The 17,181-nt window shown below is 72.8% G+C and carries 12 protein-coding genes and 1 riboswitch; of the genes, 10 read left to right on the plus strand and 2 right to left on the minus strand.

Going from position 1 to position 17,181, the window contains the following annotated elements; genetic code table 11:
* Nucleotides 1-284 precede the first annotated feature (284 nt).
* The 10 genes from AL2_RS27430 to AL2_RS27475 all read left to right on the plus strand — a co-directional run bounded on the left by AL2_RS27430 (nt 285) and on the right by AL2_RS27475 (nt 13,856).
* Nucleotides 285-953: a hypothetical protein gene (locus tag AL2_RS27430; RefSeq protein WP_174550887.1), complete on the plus strand. Its 669-nt coding sequence runs from the start codon at nt 285-287 to the stop codon at nt 951-953.
* A 209-nt stretch (nt 954-1,162) separates the two neighbouring features.
* Nucleotides 1,163-3,022: a PP2C family protein-serine/threonine phosphatase gene (locus tag AL2_RS27435; RefSeq protein WP_245666981.1), complete on the plus strand. Its 1,860-nt coding sequence runs from the start codon at nt 1,163-1,165 to the stop codon at nt 3,020-3,022.
* Nucleotides 3,023-3,474: 452 nt separating this feature from the next.
* A riboswitch (cyclic di-AMP (ydaO/yuaA leader) is annotated at nt 3,475-3,630 on the plus strand.
* Nucleotides 3,631-3,642: 12 nt separating this feature from the next.
* Nucleotides 3,643-4,389 (plus strand): CHAP domain-containing protein, encoded by a 747-nt coding sequence (locus AL2_RS27440; RefSeq protein ID WP_067638521.1) that lies wholly within the window; start codon nt 3,643-3,645, stop codon nt 4,387-4,389.
* A 224-nt stretch (nt 4,390-4,613) separates the two neighbouring features.
* Entirely contained in the window at nt 4,614-7,535 is a 2,922-nt protein-coding gene (locus tag AL2_RS27445; RefSeq protein ID WP_067638523.1) for a bifunctional glycosyltransferase/CDP-glycerol:glycerophosphate glycerophosphotransferase, read from the plus strand.
* Nucleotides 7,519-8,751 (plus strand): glycosyltransferase, encoded by a 1,233-nt coding sequence (locus AL2_RS27450; RefSeq protein ID WP_067638525.1) that lies wholly within the window; start codon nt 7,519-7,521, stop codon nt 8,749-8,751. The genes AL2_RS27445 and AL2_RS27450 overlap by 17 nt, the downstream gene beginning before the upstream one ends.
* Before the next feature lie 24 nt (nt 8,752-8,775).
* The gene (locus AL2_RS27455; protein WP_067638527.1) at nt 8,776-10,032 is read left to right on the plus strand and encodes an acyl-CoA dehydrogenase family protein; all 1,257 of its coding nucleotides are present in this window, start codon (nt 8,776-8,778) and stop codon (nt 10,030-10,032) included.
* Nucleotides 10,029-10,808: an SDR family oxidoreductase gene (locus tag AL2_RS27460; protein ID WP_067638529.1), complete on the plus strand. Its 780-nt coding sequence runs from the start codon at nt 10,029-10,031 to the stop codon at nt 10,806-10,808. The genes AL2_RS27455 and AL2_RS27460 overlap by 4 nt, the downstream gene beginning before the upstream one ends.
* Before the next feature lie 26 nt (nt 10,809-10,834).
* Nucleotides 10,835-11,452, plus strand: a complete 618-nt coding sequence (locus tag AL2_RS27465; RefSeq protein ID WP_067638531.1) for a TetR/AcrR family transcriptional regulator — start codon at nt 10,835-10,837, stop codon at nt 11,450-11,452.
* A gap of 38 nt (nt 11,453-11,490) precedes the next feature.
* The gene (locus tag AL2_RS27470; protein ID WP_067638533.1) at nt 11,491-12,645 is read left to right on the plus strand and encodes an acetyl-CoA C-acetyltransferase; all 1,155 of its coding nucleotides are present in this window, start codon (nt 11,491-11,493) and stop codon (nt 12,643-12,645) included.
* A 50-nt stretch (nt 12,646-12,695) separates the two neighbouring features.
* Complete coding sequence (locus tag AL2_RS27475; protein ID WP_218003715.1) at nt 12,696-13,856, plus strand: NADH:flavin oxidoreductase; 1,161 nt, start codon at nt 12,696-12,698, stop codon at nt 13,854-13,856.
* A gap of 70 nt (nt 13,857-13,926) precedes the next feature.
* Here AL2_RS27475 and AL2_RS27480 read toward each other — a convergent pair whose 3' ends face one another.
* Nucleotides 13,927-15,579: a glycerol-3-phosphate dehydrogenase/oxidase gene (locus AL2_RS27480; RefSeq protein WP_067638535.1), complete on the minus strand. Its 1,653-nt coding sequence runs from the start codon at nt 15,577-15,579 to the stop codon at nt 13,927-13,929.
* A gap of 73 nt (nt 15,580-15,652) precedes the next feature.
* Nucleotides 15,653-17,170 carry a glycerol kinase GlpK gene (gene glpK, locus AL2_RS27485; RefSeq protein WP_067638537.1) on the minus strand — a complete coding sequence of 506 codons (1,518 nt, stop codon included), beginning with the start codon at nt 17,168-17,170 and terminating at the stop codon, nt 15,653-15,655.
* Nucleotides 17,171-17,181 lie beyond the last annotated feature (11 nt).

The raw sequence follows: 17,181 nt of genomic DNA on the forward strand, positions 1-17,181 counted from the left end.
CTCTAGCGCAGTCCGCGGGGTCGTGCGTACCGGGTTGCGGGGGCGTTGATCTCTGGTAGGCAAGGCGGATGGTGTCTTTGCGGGCCGTGTTCGCCGGGGTCGTGTGCGCGGGTCTGGTGTGCGGGTGCGGGGGCGGGGGAGGGACGCGGCCGGTGGGCGGGAGTTCTGAGGCGCCGAGGGTGCCGGAGGGGACCAAGGCGACGGAGTCGGCCGGGTCCGTGGTCCGGGTGCCGGCGGGGGTTCGGGCGTCTTATGCGGTCTTTGATCGGCGGGCGGGGCGGGTCGTGCTGGAGCGGGGGGCGCGGCGGACGTTCCGGTCGGCTTCGGTGGTGAAGATCCTCATCGCGCTGGACTACCTGGAGCGGCATCGGGCGTCGGCGGCGGACCGGGCGCTGCTGGAGTCGATGCTGCGGTCCAGTGATGATCAGGCGGCCACGGAGTTCTGGCGGCGGGGCGGGCAGGGGAAGATCATCGAGCGGATGGTGGGGCGGGCGGGGCTGGCGGAGACCGCGCCGCCGCCCGCGGAGAAGCCCGGGTTCTGGGGGTATACGGCGTTGAGTGCGCGGGATGTGGTGAAGACCTACCGGTATCTGCTGGAGAAGGTGCCGGAGGGGCGGCGGGAGTTCGTGCTGGGGCAGTTGCGGAAGTCGACGCCGTGCGCGAAGGACGGGTTCGACCAGACGTTCGGGATTCCGCGGGCGGTGAAGCGGCCGTGGGCCGTGAAGCAGGGGTGGTCGGGGTTCGGGGACGTGCCGGCGGAGCCGTGCGGGCGGGGGGCGCGGCCGGCGGCGTGGCGGCCGGATCTGGGGCTTGGGCGGCCGGTCCTGCATACGACCGGGGTGGTGGGGGACAAGATCGTCGTGGTGCTGACGCTGCAGCCGGCCGGGTCGTCGTTCCGGGCGGCGGCGGCGCGGATCACGACGTTGACCAGGGACGTCTACCGGGCGGCGTGACGGGCGTCACAGGGTCGGGCAGGGTTCCGTCCGGAGTGGGTCATCGGAAGCGGTGGGGTCCGGGCGGGAACGGAAAACCGGGGCAAAGATCTGGACTGTTTAGCAGGTTGTGGGCGAATAGTCCTTCGCTGGCGTATGTAGCTTTTTTCTCCCAGGGGCAGGCCGAACGGGGGACAGGGTTGGCGGAAGCGGAGGGCATCCAGCCCGGGGTGCACGTTGCGGACCTGGCGGACCTGCGGGGCGCCGCGCATGACCGCGCGGTGCTGTCCGAGGCGCGGGTCGTGCTGGCCCGGCGGCTCGGCGTCCCGCCTGGGGAGGCCCTGCAGCATCTGATCTGGCTCGCGCGCGATCTGGACATCGACCTCGCCGAGGCGGCGGCGCTGCTGGTCAAGGACGGCGGCGGCGGGCCGGTGGGGGCCGTGATCGCGGACCGCCGGGCGCCGCGGGCCGAGGGCGGCGCGGCGGAGCGCCAGGCCGTCCTGTCGGAGGCCGAGGACGTCCTGCGCCGGGTGACGGCCGAGGACACCTCGGGCGACGCCGAGGTCCTCGCCGGGGCGGGCGACGACCCGGTGGCGCGGGCGCTGCTGGACGGGACGCTCGACTCCTGCACCCACCTGGTGCCGGTCAGGGGCCCCGACGGCGCCGTGGCCGACTTCCTCTACGCCGACCTCAGCGACGCCGCGCGGGACATGTTCGGGCGCGGCCGGGAGGAGCTGACCGGGCGGCGGCTGCTGCGGACGGATCCGGGTGCGGTGCTCAGCGGGCTCTTCGACGGGTACGTCGAGGTGCTGGAGACGGGGGCGCCGCTGGAGCGCGACTCGATCATGTACTCGACCGCCCAGCGCGGCCTGTCCAGGTCGTCCCGGATGAGCGTCCGGTGCGTCCGGGTGCCGACCGGGGTGTGCGTCACGTGGCGGTACCACTTCGCCGAGGACCGGGTGGCGCGGCGGCTGGAGCGGGTGGAGCGGCTGGCGCTGATCGGGTTCGGCGAGTGGGACCTGGCGACCGGCGAGGCGGACTGGACGCCGCAGATGCGCGCCAACTACGGCGTCGGCCCCGACGAGGTGCCGCCGATGCCGCACGACCTGCCGAAAGCCGTGGCGGACGACGATCTCCCGCTGGTGGAGGAGGCCGTCCAGACGATGTTCTCGCGCCGGGAGCCGGTGGAGGCCGAGCACCGGGTGATCGGGCCGGACGGGACGCCCCGGCACCTGTGGGTGTTCGCCGAGCCGGTGCTGGGCGACTCGGGGCTGCCGATCTCGATCAACATCGTCTCGCAGGACATCACCCGGCGGCGGGGCGTGGAGCGGGCGCTCGCCGAGACCCGCCGGCAGATGCTGAAGCAGCAGGCGCGGACGGCGCAGGAGCGGAAGGTGGCGGTGACGCTGCGCCGCGCGATCCTGCCGGACGAGGACGAGGTGGAGCAGCTGCCCGGCCTCGCCGTGGCGGTCCGCAGCCTGGCGGCGGAGAGCACCGCCCGCATCGGCGGGGACTGGTTCGCGACCCGGGTGCTGCCGGACGGTCGGGCGGTGTTCGCCATCGGGGACGCGGCCGGGCACGGGCTGCCGGCGGCGGCGGCGATGGCGCGGACCCGGAACGGGCTGCTCGGCCTGGCCTGCACGGAGGAGCCGGCGGGACGGCTGGTGGGCTGGCTGAACGAGCTGGTCGGCACCATGGACCCGCCCGCGACGGGCACCGCGATCGTCGCGCATTACGACCCGTCCCGCCGGGTGCTTGCGTGGACGTGCGCGGGCCATCCGCCGCCGATCCTGGTCCGGGAGGGGCGGGCCTCGCCGCTGGAGGTGGTCCGGGACCCGATGCTCGGCGCCATGCCCTGGCAGTACACGACGATCACCACCGACCTGCGTCCCGGGGACATGCTGTTCCTCTACACCGACGGCCTTGTGGAGCGCAGGGACGCGGACCTGGACGAGCGCATCGGCCGCCTCACCGAGATCCTGCAGGACTCCTCGCTGCGCCCGGATCTGGCCCTGGACGACGTGCTGGCGCGGATGGAGTTCGACCGGGCGGCGGACGACACCACGCTGTTCGCCCTGCTCGTCGAGTGACCGGCCGCACGCCCGTCCCGCGACCGGCACATCATGTGAGGTAGGACTCAGCTGGACCGGCGATGAGGGCCCGGCACGCGCCGGACGGCCGCGTGCCGGGCCCGTCCGCCGGCCGTTCTTTACCCTTTGGTCATAGGCCGGTAAGCCCCATGGGCAAAGGGCTGAGGGGCAGTCGGGGAAAGATCGGGAACACCAGGCGGCCGGACGCTGTTGGTGAATCCTTGGAAGGGCATTGAGCGGGCATAACCGAGGTTTGTGTCTGGTTTGCTTTTCTTGAGAAGGTTGCTACCTTCTATTCGAATCCCGCAGCGCACCCCATGCGTTGCCGCCGGCCGTGCCACGTACGGCCGAGGATCGCGGAGCGGTATCCGCACGCGATGCGCGCCACACGATGCGCGCACCCTCACCGAGATCAGTCGCTGAGATATATCCGAAAAAGTCTGCACCGCTTCCGCGGTGCGAGGCCGAGTCCGTCCCGGTCGACACGACCGGACGGAGCCGGGGACCCAACGTTCCAGGGGTGAATCGGCGCGCCGAAGAGCCGCGCCGTAGGGCTGCTTCCATGCCCGAATCCGTCAGCTAACCCGGTAGGCGCCATGGAAGACAAGGAGATTCCCCGCATGACCGGTCGTTTCGATCGACTTTCGCTCAACCGCTTCTCGTCCGAGGACAAGGCCGTCGGCGTCGCCGTCAGCGCGGTCCTCGCCGGCGCCGTCGGGCTCGCCGTCCTGAACCCCCTCGCCGGGGGCAGCGCCGCGGCCGAGACCCCGGCCCAGGCCGCCGCCGGGAAGGGCGCCGCAGCGGCGCAGACATCCAACCGGATGACCGTCACGAAGGCCCGCGAGGCCGGCTACAAGGTGCCGCCGCGCGAGGTCCAGGCCACCGAGGTCATCAAGCTGGCCGAGAAGCAGATCGGCATCAGCGAGGGCAAGGGCGGACAGACCAAGTTCCACCAGTGGTACGTCTCGACCCCGCACGCCAAGGCCACCGCGCAGCGCGACGGCGGCTTCTCGGTCAAGGCCTACAACGGTGCCCAGTGGTGCGACATGTTCGTGTCCTGGCTCGGCGCCCAGACCGGCGTGAAGAACATGGGCTGGGACGCCTACACCGTCCAGCACGCCAGCTGGTTCAAGAAGACCGACCGCTGGGGTGAGAAGGCCAAGCCGGGCGCCGTCGTGTTCTTCGACTGGCAGAACGGCTCCGGTGGCAGCATCGGTGACATCGACCACGTCGGGCTCGTCGTGAAGGACAACGGCGACGGCACGGTCAAGACCATCGAAGGCAACAGCAACAACGAGGTGGAGAAGAAGACCCGCGACAAGGCCGAGATCGTGGGCTACGGCTACCCCGACTACGCCGCCTCCTGACCCATCCGCAGATCCGAAGGCGCCCGGCCCCGGTCGGGCGCCTTCTGGCGTTCCCGGGTGTTCTGCCCTCATGTCTCCGCTGAAGTCGGGTAATGCGAAGCGTTGACAGCCTTTGATCCATCTTGGACCTCACTGGTGCGTTGCGGGATAGGAATCACAAGCAACGCGTCCGAGCCGGAGCCTGCCGGGCCGGCCCGGTCCCAGCGGAACGGGAGGGGACGCCCATGCGGCTGCGGCCGGATGTCAGCGTGGTCGTGATCGCCTACAACGACGCCCGGCGGCTTCCGCGGGCGGTCGCCTCGTCGCTGGCGCAGTCGCTCGGCGGCGTCGAGACCCTGATCGTCGACGACGCCAGCACCGACGGCACCGGGGAGGTCGCCGACCGGCTCGCCGCCGCCCATCCGGGACGCGTCCGGGCCGTCCACCTGCCGGCCAACTCCGGCGGCTGCGGCCGGCCCCGCAACGCCGGGATCGACGCGTCGGCGGGCCGGTACCTGATGTTCCTCGACAGCGACGACCTGCTGGACCGGCACGCCTGCCTCAACCTGCTCGCCGCCGCCGAGAACACCGGCGCCGACCTGGTCTCCGGGCTGTGCGACCGGATCTTCCTGGACGTCCCCGAGGGCGCGAAGGGACGGGTCCGCCCCTGGTATCCGTGGCTCTACCGGAACAGCGCCGTGTACGGGTCGCTGACCGAGAACCCCGATCTCCTCTACGACACCCTCTCGACCAACAAGGCGTACCGGCGCGGCTTCCTGGAGGAGCGCGGGCTGCGGTTCGTCGAGCGGCTGCACTACGAGGACCTGCTGTTCACCGCCGAGGCGTACCTGGCGGCGGAACGGACCGCGCTGATCCCGCACCGCGTCTACAACTGGCTCGTCCGGGAGCGGGCGTCGGCGCCGTCGATCTCCAACCGGCGGGCCGAGCTGGCCAACTTCGCCGACCGGCTGGAGATCCACCGGCGCATCGACACGCTGTTCACGATGCGCGGCGCGCACGACCTGCGGCTCGCCAAGGACGTGAAGTTCGTCAACCACGATCTGGTCCTCTACCTGCGCGAGCTGCGCGACCGCGACGCCGGCTACCGGGACCGGTTCCTCGACCTCGCGGCCGGGTACCTGGCCGGGCTGGACCCCAGCGTCTTCGAGCTGGCCAGCCCGATGCCCGCGATCGCCGCGTACCTGATCCGCGAGGGCGACCACGCGGGGGCGCTCGCCGCCGCCGAGTACCGGCCCGCCGAGCGGCCCGAACTGCGCGCGCGGCTGGTGGAGCGGGACGGGCGGGTCTACTGGGGCGCGGGCCGGCCGCGCGGGAGCCTCGGCCGCCGGATCCTGGACGTGACGGGCTTCGGCTTCCACGTCCGGCCGCTGAAGGACCTGCGCCCCGCCAACACGGTGACGCGGCTGGAGATGCGCGGCGGCCGCGTCCACCTGGCCGGGCACGTGCTGAACCCGCTCGGCCGGATCCCGCCGGACGCCGACCTGGCCGGCACGCTGGAGTTCTGCGACCGGCGCCGCCGCGCGCGCAGGGCGCGGGCCCGCGCCACCGTCCGGCACGAGGGGGACCGGCTGGCGTGGCGGTCGGAGTTCGACCCGGCCCGCCGGATCAGGCCGGTCGGGTTCATCGACCCGGTGTGGGACGTGCGGCTGCGCGTCCGGGTGGACGGCGAGGAGATGGTCACCCGCCTCGGCGAGGGCCGCGGATCGCCGTCGCTGGCGGGCGTCGCGCTGCCCGTCCGGCCTCGGCTGACCCGGATCGCCGCGGACCGGCTCCGGTCCTACGTCACCGACGGCGGGCACCTGGCGTTCGCGCTGGAGGCGGCGAGCCCGTGGGCGCGCCTCGCGGGGGCCGCCGCGCTGCGCGCCGCCCGCTCCCCGGCGGGACGGCTCGCCTGGCGCCGGGCGCGGGGGCTGGGGACGACGGCCCGCCGCCGGCTGACGGCCCGCGAGACCAAGATCGCCGTGTTCAACCGGGTGCTGTCCCGGCTGCCCGTCCGGCCCGGCCTGGCGGTCTTCGAGAGCCACCTCGGCCGGCACTACTCGGACAATCCCAAGTACATCTACCGGGAGCTGCGCAGGACGGGCCGGCCGGTGACGGCGGTGTGGGCGTACGCGTCGTCCCCGAAGGGGTTCCCGGACGACGCCGCGCTGGTCAGGCGCGGTTCGTGGGCGTACTTCCTGGCGCTGGCGCGCGCGCAGTTCTGGGTCGACAACCAGGGCTATCCGGAGGGCCTTCGCAAGCGCCCCGAGACCACCTACATCCAGACCTGGCACGGCTCGGCGTTCAAGCTGATGGGCCTCGACCAGCCGCGCCTCAAGCGCGGTCCCGCCGCCGAGCGGGCCCGGCTGCGCCGGATGGTGGAGCGCTACGACTGCTTCCTGGTGCGTTCCGCGCATGACGCCGAGACGCTCTGCGCGGGCCTCGGGGTCTGCTCCGAGCTGCTCCCGGCCGGCTATCCCCGCAACGATCCCCTGATCAACGGGGTGGACGGCGATCCCGAACTGGCCGCCGAGGTGGCCTCGCTCCGCGCGTCCCTCGGCCTCGGCGACGGGCGCCGCGCCGTCCTGTACGCGCCGACGTTCACCACCGGGCCGAAGGGGCGCCCCGGCAAGCTGCTCGACCCGCCCGTCGACCCGGAGGTGTTCGCGCGGGAGCTGGGGGAGGAGTACGTGCTCCTCGTCCGGCCGCACTACCTGTGCCGGGCCAACGTCCCGCCCGGCGCCCGCGCGGTCATGCGGGACGTCGGCGCCGTGCCCGACGTCACCCCGCTGCTGCTGCTCGCGGACGCGCTGATCACCGACCACTCCTCGATCATGTTCGACTTCGCGCTGCTGGACCGGCCGATCATCCTGCACCTCCCGGACGGCCGGGACCTCACCGCCGGCTACTTCGACCTGGACCTGCACGGGCCCGGGCCGATCACCCGCACGGAGGAGGAGCTCGTCGCCGCGCTCGCCGGCCTGGACGCGGCGGAGGGCCGCCACGCGGCACGGCGCCGGGCCTTCGCCGAGCGCTTCGGCGAGCACGACCGCGGTACCGCCGCCCGGACGGTCGCGGACCGCTACTTCCCGGCCGCACGGCCGCTGGACCGGGGCAACAGGCTGGACCGGGGCAACAGGGGGGAACGCAATGGCCGCACCGCGTGACGTCTTCATCGTGTGCAACAACGCCGACGACATGGGCGGGCTCCAGCGCTGGGCGCACCACATGGCGCGGCTGCTGGCCGGACGCGGCGACCGCGTCACGCTCGTCGGGATCACCCGGGGCCCGGAGCCCTACCGGCACGGCCGCGACGGCTCCTACGCCGTGGAGGTGCTGCACCGGGAATGGCGGGCGCCGGTGCTGGCGTGGCGGCCGAAGAAGCCCTTGCAGCACCTGAACGCGGCTGCGCGCGGGCGGGAGCTGCGCCGGGGGGCGGCCCAGCGGCGCGGCGCCGCCCGGCTGTCGGAGCTGTTCGCCGCGGCCCGGCCGGGATCGGTGGTCATCGTGGCGCAGGTGTGGGCGATGGAGTGGGTGCGGCTGGCCGACACGTCCGGGCTGCGGGTCGTGGCGATGAGCCATGAGTCCTACGCGGCGACCCGCAAGTCGACGCGGTACCGGCGGGTCAGGGAGCACTACGCGGACGCCGACCGGATGCTGGTCCTGACCGCCGAGGACGCCGACGCCTGGGCCAGGAACGGCATGACCAACGTGGACTACATCCCGAACCCTCTGCACGTCACGCCGTCCGCCCATCCCACGCTGGACCTTCCCGTGGTCGCCTGCGTCGGGCGCCTTTCGTACGAGAAGGGCATGGACCTGATGCTGGAGGCGTGGGAGCGCGTCTCCGCGCGCCACCCGGAGTGGCGCCTCCATGTCTACGGCAGCGGCCCGGACGAGGAGGAGCTGCGCGCGCAGGCGGCCGGCGTGGCCGGTTCCGTCGAGTTCCGGGGGGTGGTCGCCGACGTCGAGGAGGCGCTCGTCGAGGCGTCGGTCTTCGCGCTGCCGTCACGGGCGGAGGGCTTCCCGATGTCGGTGCTGGAGGCCATGGCGTACGGGCTGCCGACGGTGGCGTTCGACTGCGCGCCGGGCGTCCGTACGCTGATCGGGGACGGCCGCGGCGGCGTCCTGGTCGAGCCGGGCGACACGGTCGCGTTCGCCGCGGCGCTGGAACGGCTCATCGGGGACCCGGAGGCGCGGCGCGCGCTGGGGGCCGAGGCCCGCGCCTCGGTGCTGCGGTTCCACCCGGACGCCGTCCTCGCCCGCTGGGACAGGCTGTTCGACCTGCTCCACCGGGAGCTGCCGGCGGCCGTGCCGGAGCGTCCGCCCGCGCCGCTCCCGGAGCGGGCGGCCGAACCCGCGCTGGGGGGTGATTCTTTCTAACAACTGTTTGGTAGAGTCCATGGCGTGAACCAGAACGAGTCGCCGGCGGACCGCGCCTTCCGCGCCGAGGTCCGCGACTGGCTCCGGGCGAACCTGCAGGGCGAGTTCGCGCACGCCCGCGGGCTCGGCGGGCCCGGCCGCGAGCACGAGGCGTTCGAGGAGCGGCTGGCCTGGGAACGGCACATGGCCGCCGCCGGCTGGACGTGCGTCGGCTGGCCGGCGGAGTACGGCGGCCGCGGCGCCACCGTCGAGCAGCAGGTCATCTTCCACGAGGAGTACGCGCTCGCCGACGGCCCCGCCCGCGTGAACCACATCGGCGAGAACCTGCTCGGCCCCACGATCATCGCGTTCGGCACCGACGAGCAGCGCGCCCGCTTCCTCCCGCCGATCGTGGCGGTGGAGGAGCTGTGGTGCCAGGGATACTCCGAGCCCGACGCCGGCTCCGACCTCGCGAACGTCCAGACCCGCGCCGAACTCGCCGGCGACCACTGGACGATCAGCGGCCAGAAGGTGTGGACGTCCCTCGCCCTCGAATCGGACTGGTGCTTCGCCGTCTGCCGCACCGAGCCCGGCTCGTCCCGCCACAAGGGCCTGTCGTACCTGCTCGTCCCGATGAAGCAGGACGGCGTGGACATCCGGCCGATCATCCAGCTCACCGGCACCTCCGAGTTCAACGAGGTGTTCTTCGACGGCGCCCGCACCGACGCCGGCAACATCGTCGGCGCCCCCGGCGAGGGCTGGAAGATCGCGATGGCGACGCTCGGGTTCGAGCGCGGCGTCGCGACCCTCGGCCAGCAGGTCGGGTTCGCCCGCGAGTTCGAGGGCGTCGCCGACCTCGCCCGCCGCACCGGCGCCATCGGCGACCCGCTGCTGCGCGACCGGCTGACCCGCTCGTACATGGGCCTGGAGGTCATGCGGCTGAACGCCGTGCGGACCATGGCGGGCGTCGCGGCCGGCGCGCCCGGCCCCGAGTCGTCCATCTCCAAGCTCGTCTGGGGCACCTGGCACCGCGAGCTGGGCGAACTGGCCATGGACGTCCTCGGCGCGGCCGGCCTGGTCGCCGACGGCGAGCCCTGCGACCGCACTTCGGGCGAAGCCCAGGGGGTCCGGGAGTCCGCCCCCGGGGGGAGCTACGACCTGAACGACTGGCAGCGGCTGTTCCTGTTCTCCCGCTCCGACACGATCTACGCCGGGTCGAACGAGATCCAGCGCAACATCATCGCCGAGCGCGTGCTCGGCCTGCCCCGTGAACCGACCGCAAGCAGAGAGGCACGCGGATGACGCCGCCCCCCTACGTCCCCGGGCACGGCCTCCTCAAGGACCGGGCCGTCGTGATCACCGCGGCGGCCGGGGCCGGGATCGGCGGCGCCACCGCCCGCCGCTGCCTGGAGGAGGGCGCCCGCGTCCTGATCTCCGACACCCATGAGCGGCGGCTGACCGCGTCCGCGCGGGAACTGGAGAAGGAGTTCGGCGCCGACCGCGTCGCGTCGCTGCCCTGCGACGTCACGTCCGAGGAGCAGGTGCAGGCCCTCTACGACCTCGCCGCGGAGCGCTTCGGGCGCATCGACGTCGCCGTCAACAACGCCGGGCTCGGCGGGACGGCCGACCTCGTCGACATGGCGGACGAGCAGTGGGACCGCGTGATCGACATCACCCTCAACGGCACCATGCGCTGCACCCGCGCCGCACTGCGCCTCATGCGCGGCCAGGGCGCGGGCGTCATCGTCAACAACGCCTCGGTGATCGGGTGGCGGGCGCAGAAGGGCCAGTCCCACTACGCCGCCGCGAAGGCCGGCGTCATGGCGCTGACCCGCTGCTCCGCCCTGGAGGCCGCCGACCACGGCGTCCGGGTCAACGCGGTCTCGCCGTCCCTCGCCATGCACCCGCACCTGGTCAAGGTGACGTCCGAGGAGCTGCTGGACGAGCTGACGCGCCGGGAGGCGTTCGGCCGCTACGCCGAGCCGTGGGAGGTGGCCAACGTGATCGTCTTCCTGGCCAGCGACTACTCCTCGTACATGACGGGCGAGGTCGTCTCCGTCTCCTCCCAGCACGCCTAGGAAGAACCTGCGATGAGGAACGACACATGAGTCCACGACGGCGCGACGCCGAGGGCACCGCCGCCGCCCGCGCGGAGCGGCGGGCCGAGCTGCTCGCCACGGCCGCCGAGGTGTTCGCCTCCCAGGGCTACTCCGCCACCACCGTCCGGAAGGTCGCCGACGCCGCCGGCATCCTCGGCGGCAGCCTGTACTACCACTTCGACTCCAAGGAGTCGATGGCCGACGAGATCCTCCGGACGTTCCTGGACGAGATGTGGGCCGGGTACGACCGCGTCCTGGAGGCCGGGCTCAGCGCCCGCGACACCATGGAGGCCATCGTCGCCGAGTCGTTCCGCTCGATCGACCGGCACCGGCCCGCCGTCGTCCTCTACCAGAACGAGTCCAAGCACCTCGCGGCCGGCGAGCGGTTCCACTACCTCCTCGACTCGCAGCGCCGGTTCGAGGAGATGTGGCTGTCCCTGCTCGACCGGGGCGTCAAGGAGGGCGCGTTCCGCGCCGACCTCGACCCGACCCTCGTGTACCGCTTCATCCGCGACACCGTCTGGGTCGCGGCCAACTGGTACCAGCACGGCGGGCGGCTGTCCGCCGACGACATCGCCAAGCAGTACCTCGCCATGTTCCTCGAAGGCATCCAGGCGAGCTAGTCCCCTGTACGACGGACCTGTACGAAGGAGAAGACCCCATGGCCGAGGCATACATCGTCGACGCCGTCCGCGCCCCCGTCGGACGGCGCAACGGCGGGCTCGCCGGCGTGCACCCCGCCGACCTCGGCGCGCACGTCCTCACCGCGCTGATGGACCGGACGAAGGTCGACCCGTCCGCCGTCGAGGACGTCGTGTTCGGCTGCGTCGACACCATCGGCCCGCAGGCCGGCGACATCGCCCGCACCTGCTGGCTCGCCGCCGGGCTCCCCGAGGAGGTCCCGGGCGTCACCATCGACCGGCAGTGCGGCTCCTCCCAGCAGGCCGTGTCGTTCGCGGCGCAGGCCGTCCTGTCCGGGACGTCCGACCTGGTCGTGGCGGGCGGCGTGCAGAACATGTCGCAGATCCCGATCGCGTCGGCGATGACCGCGGCCGCGCAGCTCGGCTTCACCGAGGGCCCCTTCGCCGGCTCCAAGGGCTGGACGCGCCGCTACGGCGACCGGGAGGTCTCCCAGTTCCACGGCGCCGAGATGATCGCCCGCGACTGGGACCTGTCCCGCGAGGACATGGAGCGGTTCGCCTACGAGTCGCACCAGCGCGCCATCCGCGCCATCGACGAGGGCCGCTTCGAACGCGAGATCGCCCCCTACGAGGACGTCGCCGCCGACGAGGGGCCGCGCCGCGACACCACGCTGGAGAAGATGGCCGGCCTGAAGACCCTCGTGGACGGCGGGCGCCTCACCGCGGCCGTCTCGTCCCAGATCTCCGACGGCTCCGCCGCGCTGCTCATCGCGTCCGAGCAGGCGGTCAAGGACCACGGCCTCACCCCGCGCGCCCGCATCCACCACATCTCCGCGCGCGGCGAGGACCCGATCCGGATGCTGTCCGCGCCGATCCCCGCGACCGCGTACGCGCTGAAGAAGACCGGCATGACGATCGGCGACATCGACGCCGTCGAGATCAACGAGGCGTTCGCGTCCGTCGTCCTGGCCTGGCTGAAGGAGACCGGCGCCGACCCGGCGACGACCAACCCCAACGGCGGCGCCATCGCCCTCGGCCACCCGCTCGGCGCCACCGGCGCCCGCCTCATGACGACGCTCCTGCACGAACTGGACCGCACCGGCGGCCGCTACGGCCTGCAGACCATGTGCGAGGGCGGCGGCCAGGCCAACGTCACGATCATCGAACGCCTCTGATCCGCCGGGCCCGCGGCCGTGCCGCGGGCCCCTACCCCTCGGAGTCCATCGTGGACGTGTTCGAACCGGCCCGGCTCGGGCCGCTGACGCTGCGCAACCGTGTGATCAAGGCCGCGACGTTCGAGGGGATGACCCCGGACGCGGTGGTGACCGACGACCTGATCGAGTACCACCGGCGGCCCGCCGCCGGCGGAGTGGGCATGACGACCGTCGCGTACTGCGCGGTCGCGCCCGAGGGGCGGACGGAGCGCGGGCAGATCTGGATGCGGCCCGACGCCGTCCCCGGGCTGCGCCGCCTCACCGACGCCGTGCACAATGAGGGCGCCGCCGCGTCCGCCCAGATCGGGCACGCCGGGCCCGTCGCCGACTCCAGCTCCAACAAGATGCCCGGCATCTCGGCCGGACGGTTCTTCAACCCGCTCGGCATGGCGTTCACCAAGCCCGCCACGGCCGGGGACATCGAGCGCATCACCCGCGCGCACGCCGGCGCCGCCCGGCTGGCGATCGAGTCCGGCTTCGACGCCGTGGAGATCCACTTCGGGCACAACTACCTGGCCAGCTCGTTCCTCAGCCCCCGGCTCAACCGGCGCAAGGACGCCTACGGCGGCCCGATCGAGAACCGCGCCAAGGTCGCCCTCGGCATCGCCCGCGCCGTCCGCGACGAGGTCGGCGACCGCATCGCGATCACCGGCAAGCTCAACATGCGCGACGGCGTTCGCGGCGGCCTGGAGATCGACGACAGCCTCTACGTCGCCCGGAAGCTCCAGGAGGAGGGCACGGTCGACGCGCTGGAGCTGACCGCGGGCAGCTCCCTGCTCAACCCGATGTACCTGTTCCGCGGCCCGATGCCCATCCCCGAGTTCGCGGCGAGCTACAAGCTCCCCCTGCGCGTCGGCATGCGCCTGTTCGGCAAGAGGTTCCTGCGCGTCTACCCCTACCAGGACGCCTATCTCCTGGAGCACGCCCGCAGGTTCCGGGCCGAACTCGACCTCCCGCTCATCCTGCTGGGCGGCATCACCACCCGCGAGACCATGGACAAGGCGATGGCGGAGGGCTTCCAGTTCGTCGCCATGGCCCGGGCGCTGCTCCGCGAACCCGACCTGGTGAACCGCATCGCCGCCGACCCGTCCACCCCGTCCCTGTGCACCCACTGCAACCACTGCGTACCCACCATCTACAAGGGCACCCACTGCCCCCTCATCCCGACCTGACGGATCGCTTCCGGACGAGGAGCACTCGGTCGCCGCGCTGCTCCGGGACGGCGACGACCGCGCAGTCGGGTCAGGCGGCCTCCGTGATCGCCGCGCCGCCGCGGCGTTCTTCGGTGGTCCGGCGGGCGTACCGCTTGATCTCGTCGGCGGTCTCCTCCCCGTCCCAGCCCAGGACGGGGGCGATCAGCCCGGCGACGCGGGTCGCCGCGGCCACACCGCCGTCCCACTCCTCGATCGCGACGCGCAGCCGCCGGGCGAGGACGTCCTCCAGGTGCAGGGCGCCCTCGTGCGTCACCGCGTAGACGGCCTCCGCGCACAGGTAGTCCTCGGCGCCGGAGATGGGGGCGCCGAGCGCCGGGCTGTCGGCGATCAGGGCCAGCACCTCGGGGGTGCATGAGCCGTAGCGGCGCAGCAGGTGCTCGACGCGCGCGACGTGCAGGCCGGACTCGGCGGCGAGGCGGCGGCGCTCGTTCCACAGCACCTCGAACCCGTTCGCGCCGAGGACCGGCAGCCGGGCGGTGACCGACTCGGGGATCGCGTCGTCCAAGCCCTCGGCCACGACGTCGATCGCGTCCTCCGCCATCACCCGGTAGGTGGTGAACTTGCCGCCGGTGACGACGACCAGGCCCGGCACCGGTTCGGCGACCGCGTGCTCGCGCGACAGGCGGGTGGTGTCGTCCATCTCGCCGGACAGCAGCGGGCGCAGCCCCGCGTAGACGCCCTCGATGTCGTCGTGGGTGAGCGGGGTCCGCAGGACGGCGTTGGCCTGGTCGAGGAGGTAGCCGATGTCGGTGTGGTCGGCGACGGGCTCGTCCGGCCCGTCGTCGTGCGGGGTGTCGGTGGTGCCGACGAGCCAGTGCCGCCCCCACGGGATGATGAACAGCACGCTCTTCGGCGTCCGGGTGATGAGGCCGGTCTCCATCGGGATCCGGTCGCGTGGGACCACGAAGTGGACGCCCTTGGAGGCCCGCACGCCGAACGCGGCCCGGGACCCGGTCATCGCCTGCGCGCCGTCCGTCCACACGCCGGTCGCGCACACCACGCGCCGGGCACGCACGCTGATCTCCCGTCCGCCCTCCAGGTCGAGGACGGTGGCGCCGGTGACCCGTTCGCCCTCGCGCAGGAACCCGGTGACCTCGGCGCGGGTGGCGACCTTCGCGCCGTACTGGGCGGCGGTCCGGGCGACCATCATCGTGTACCGGGCGTCGTCCACCTGCGCGTCGTAGTACTGGACGGCGCCGACCAGCGCGTCCGGCCGCAGCGCCGGGGCCTGCCGCAGCGCGCCGCGCCGGGTCAGCTGCCGGTGCCTTGGAAGCGCGCGCGAGCCGCCCATCGTGTCGTACAGGGTGACGCCCGCGCTGACGTAGGCGCGCTCCCACACGCGGTTGCGCAGCGGATACAGGAACCGGACGGGACGCACCAGGTGCGGCGCGAGCCGGTGCAGGAGCAGGCCGCGTTCCCGCAGCGCCTCCCGCACCAGCCCGAAGTCGCGCTGTTCCAGGTACCGCAGCCCGCCGTGGATCAGCTTGCTGGAGCGGCTGGACGTCCCGGCCGCCCAGTCCCGCGCCTCCACGAGGGCGACCGACAGCCCCCGCGAGATCGCATCGAGGGCCGCGCCGGCGCCGACGATGCCGCCGCCGACGACCAGGACGTCGAACTCGGTCTCGGCGAGGCCGCCCAGGGTCTCCTCGCGATACCGCGGACCGAGCGCTACGGATGTCACTGCATGCTCCCGAAAAGAGGTCGGTGAAACGCCTTGGACGGTGGTGGGCGGGGGGTGGAGGACGGGGGCCAGGTCAGGTGAGGTCGACCCAGTCAAGGGTCCGGTCGACGGCCTTCTTCCAGCCGGCGTAGCCGGTCTGGCGCTGGTCGTCGGTCCAGGTGGGTTCCCAGCGCTTGTCCTCGTTCCAGTTCTGGCGGAGTTCGTCGGTGGTGTTCCAGAATCCGACGGCCAGGCCGGCGGCGTAGGCGGCGCCGAGCGCGGTGGTCTCGGCGACGACCGGGCGGGAGACCGGGACGCCCAGGATGTCGGCCTGCATCTGCATGCACAGCTCGTTGGCCGTGACGCCGCCGTCGACCTTGAGGACGTCCAGGGAGACGCCGGAGTCCTCGCGCATCGCCTCGACGACGTCGCGGGACTGGTAGCAGATGGCTTCGAGGGTGGCGCGGGCCACGTGGGCGTTGGTGTTGAACCGCGACAGCCCGACGATGGCGCCGCGCGCGTCCGACCGCCAGTACGGGGCGAACAGGCCCGAGAACGCCGGGACGAAGTAGACGCCGCCGTTGTCGTCGACCTGCCGGGCCAGCGACTCGCTCTGCGCGGCGCCGGAGATGATGCCCAGCTGGTCGCGCAGCCACTGCACCGCCGACCCCGTCACCGCGATCGATCCTTCGAGCGCGTAGACGGGCTTCTCGGACCCGAACTGGTAGCAGACGGTCGTCAGCAGGCCGCTCTTCGACCGGACGAGCTCGTTCCCCGTGTTGAGCAGCAGGAAGTTGCCGGTGCCGTAGGTGTTCTTGGCCTCGCCGGGCGCGAAGCACACCTGCCCGACCGTCGCGGCCTGCTGGTCGCCGAGCGCGGCGGTCAGCGGCACCTCGCCGCCGAACGGGCCGTCCGGACGCGTCAGCCCGTAGGCGTCGGACGCCGAGGACGGCCTGATCTCCGGCAGCATCGAGCGGGGGATGCCGAAGAACGACAGGAGCTGGTCGTCCCAGTCGAGGGTCTCCAGGTCCATCAGCATGGTGCGGCTGGCGTTGGTCGGGTCCGTGACGTGGACGCCGCCGTCGCGTCCGCCGGTGAGGTTCCACAGCACCCACGAGTCGGTGGTGCCGAAGATGGCGTCGCCGTTCTCGGCGGCCTCCCGGACTCCGTCGACGTTCTCCAGGATCCACTGGACCTTGCCGGCGGAGAAGTAGGTCGCCGGCGGCAGCCCGGCCTTGCGGCGGATGACGTCGCCCCTGCCGTCCCGGTCCAGGGCGGCGGCGATGCGGTCGGTGCGGGTGTCCTGCCAGACGATCGCGTTGTAGTACGGGCGTCCGGTGCGCCGGTTCCACACCACGGCCGTCTCGCGCTGGTTGGTGATGCCGACCGCGGCGAGATCGGCGTGGCCCAGGTTCGCCTTGTTCAGCGTGCTCTGGATGACGGCGCGGGTCCGCTCCCAGATCTCGGTCGGGTCGTGCTCGACCCAGCCGGCGCGCGGCAGGATCTGCTCGTGCTCCAGCTGGTGGCGGGCCACCTCGTTGCCGCCGTGGTCGAAGATCATGAAGCGGGTGCTGGTGGTGCCCTGGTCGAGGGCCCCGGCGAAGTCGGCCATGCGTGCGGTCT

The organism is Actinomadura latina NBRC 106108, from assembly GCF_001552195.1.
Lineage (GTDB): Bacteria > Actinomycetota > Actinomycetes > Streptosporangiales > Streptosporangiaceae > Spirillospora > Spirillospora latina.

What these genes read in the sequence shown, in the direction of transcription:
- AL2_RS27465 (WP_067638531.1), top strand. Translation starts at nt 10,835, where the DNA reads ATGAGTCCACGACGGCGCGACGCCGAGGGCACCGCCGCCGCCCGCGCG.
- AL2_RS27460 (WP_067638529.1), top strand. Translation starts at nt 10,029, where the DNA reads ATGACGCCGCCCCCCTACGTCCCCGGGCACGGCCTCCTCAAGGACCGG.
- AL2_RS27450 (WP_067638525.1), top strand. Translation starts at nt 7,519, where the DNA reads ATGGCCGCACCGCGTGACGTCTTCATCGTGTGCAACAACGCCGACGAC.
- AL2_RS27440 (WP_067638521.1), top strand. Translation starts at nt 3,643, where the DNA reads ATGACCGGTCGTTTCGATCGACTTTCGCTCAACCGCTTCTCGTCCGAG.
- AL2_RS27445 (WP_067638523.1), top strand. Translation starts at nt 4,614, where the DNA reads ATGCGGCTGCGGCCGGATGTCAGCGTGGTCGTGATCGCCTACAACGAC.
- glpK (WP_067638537.1), bottom strand. Translation starts at nt 17,170, where the DNA reads ATGGCCGACTTCGCCGGGGCCCTCGACCAGGGCACCACCAGCACCCGC.
- AL2_RS27470 (WP_067638533.1), top strand. Translation starts at nt 11,491, where the DNA reads ATGGCCGAGGCATACATCGTCGACGCCGTCCGCGCCCCCGTCGGACGG.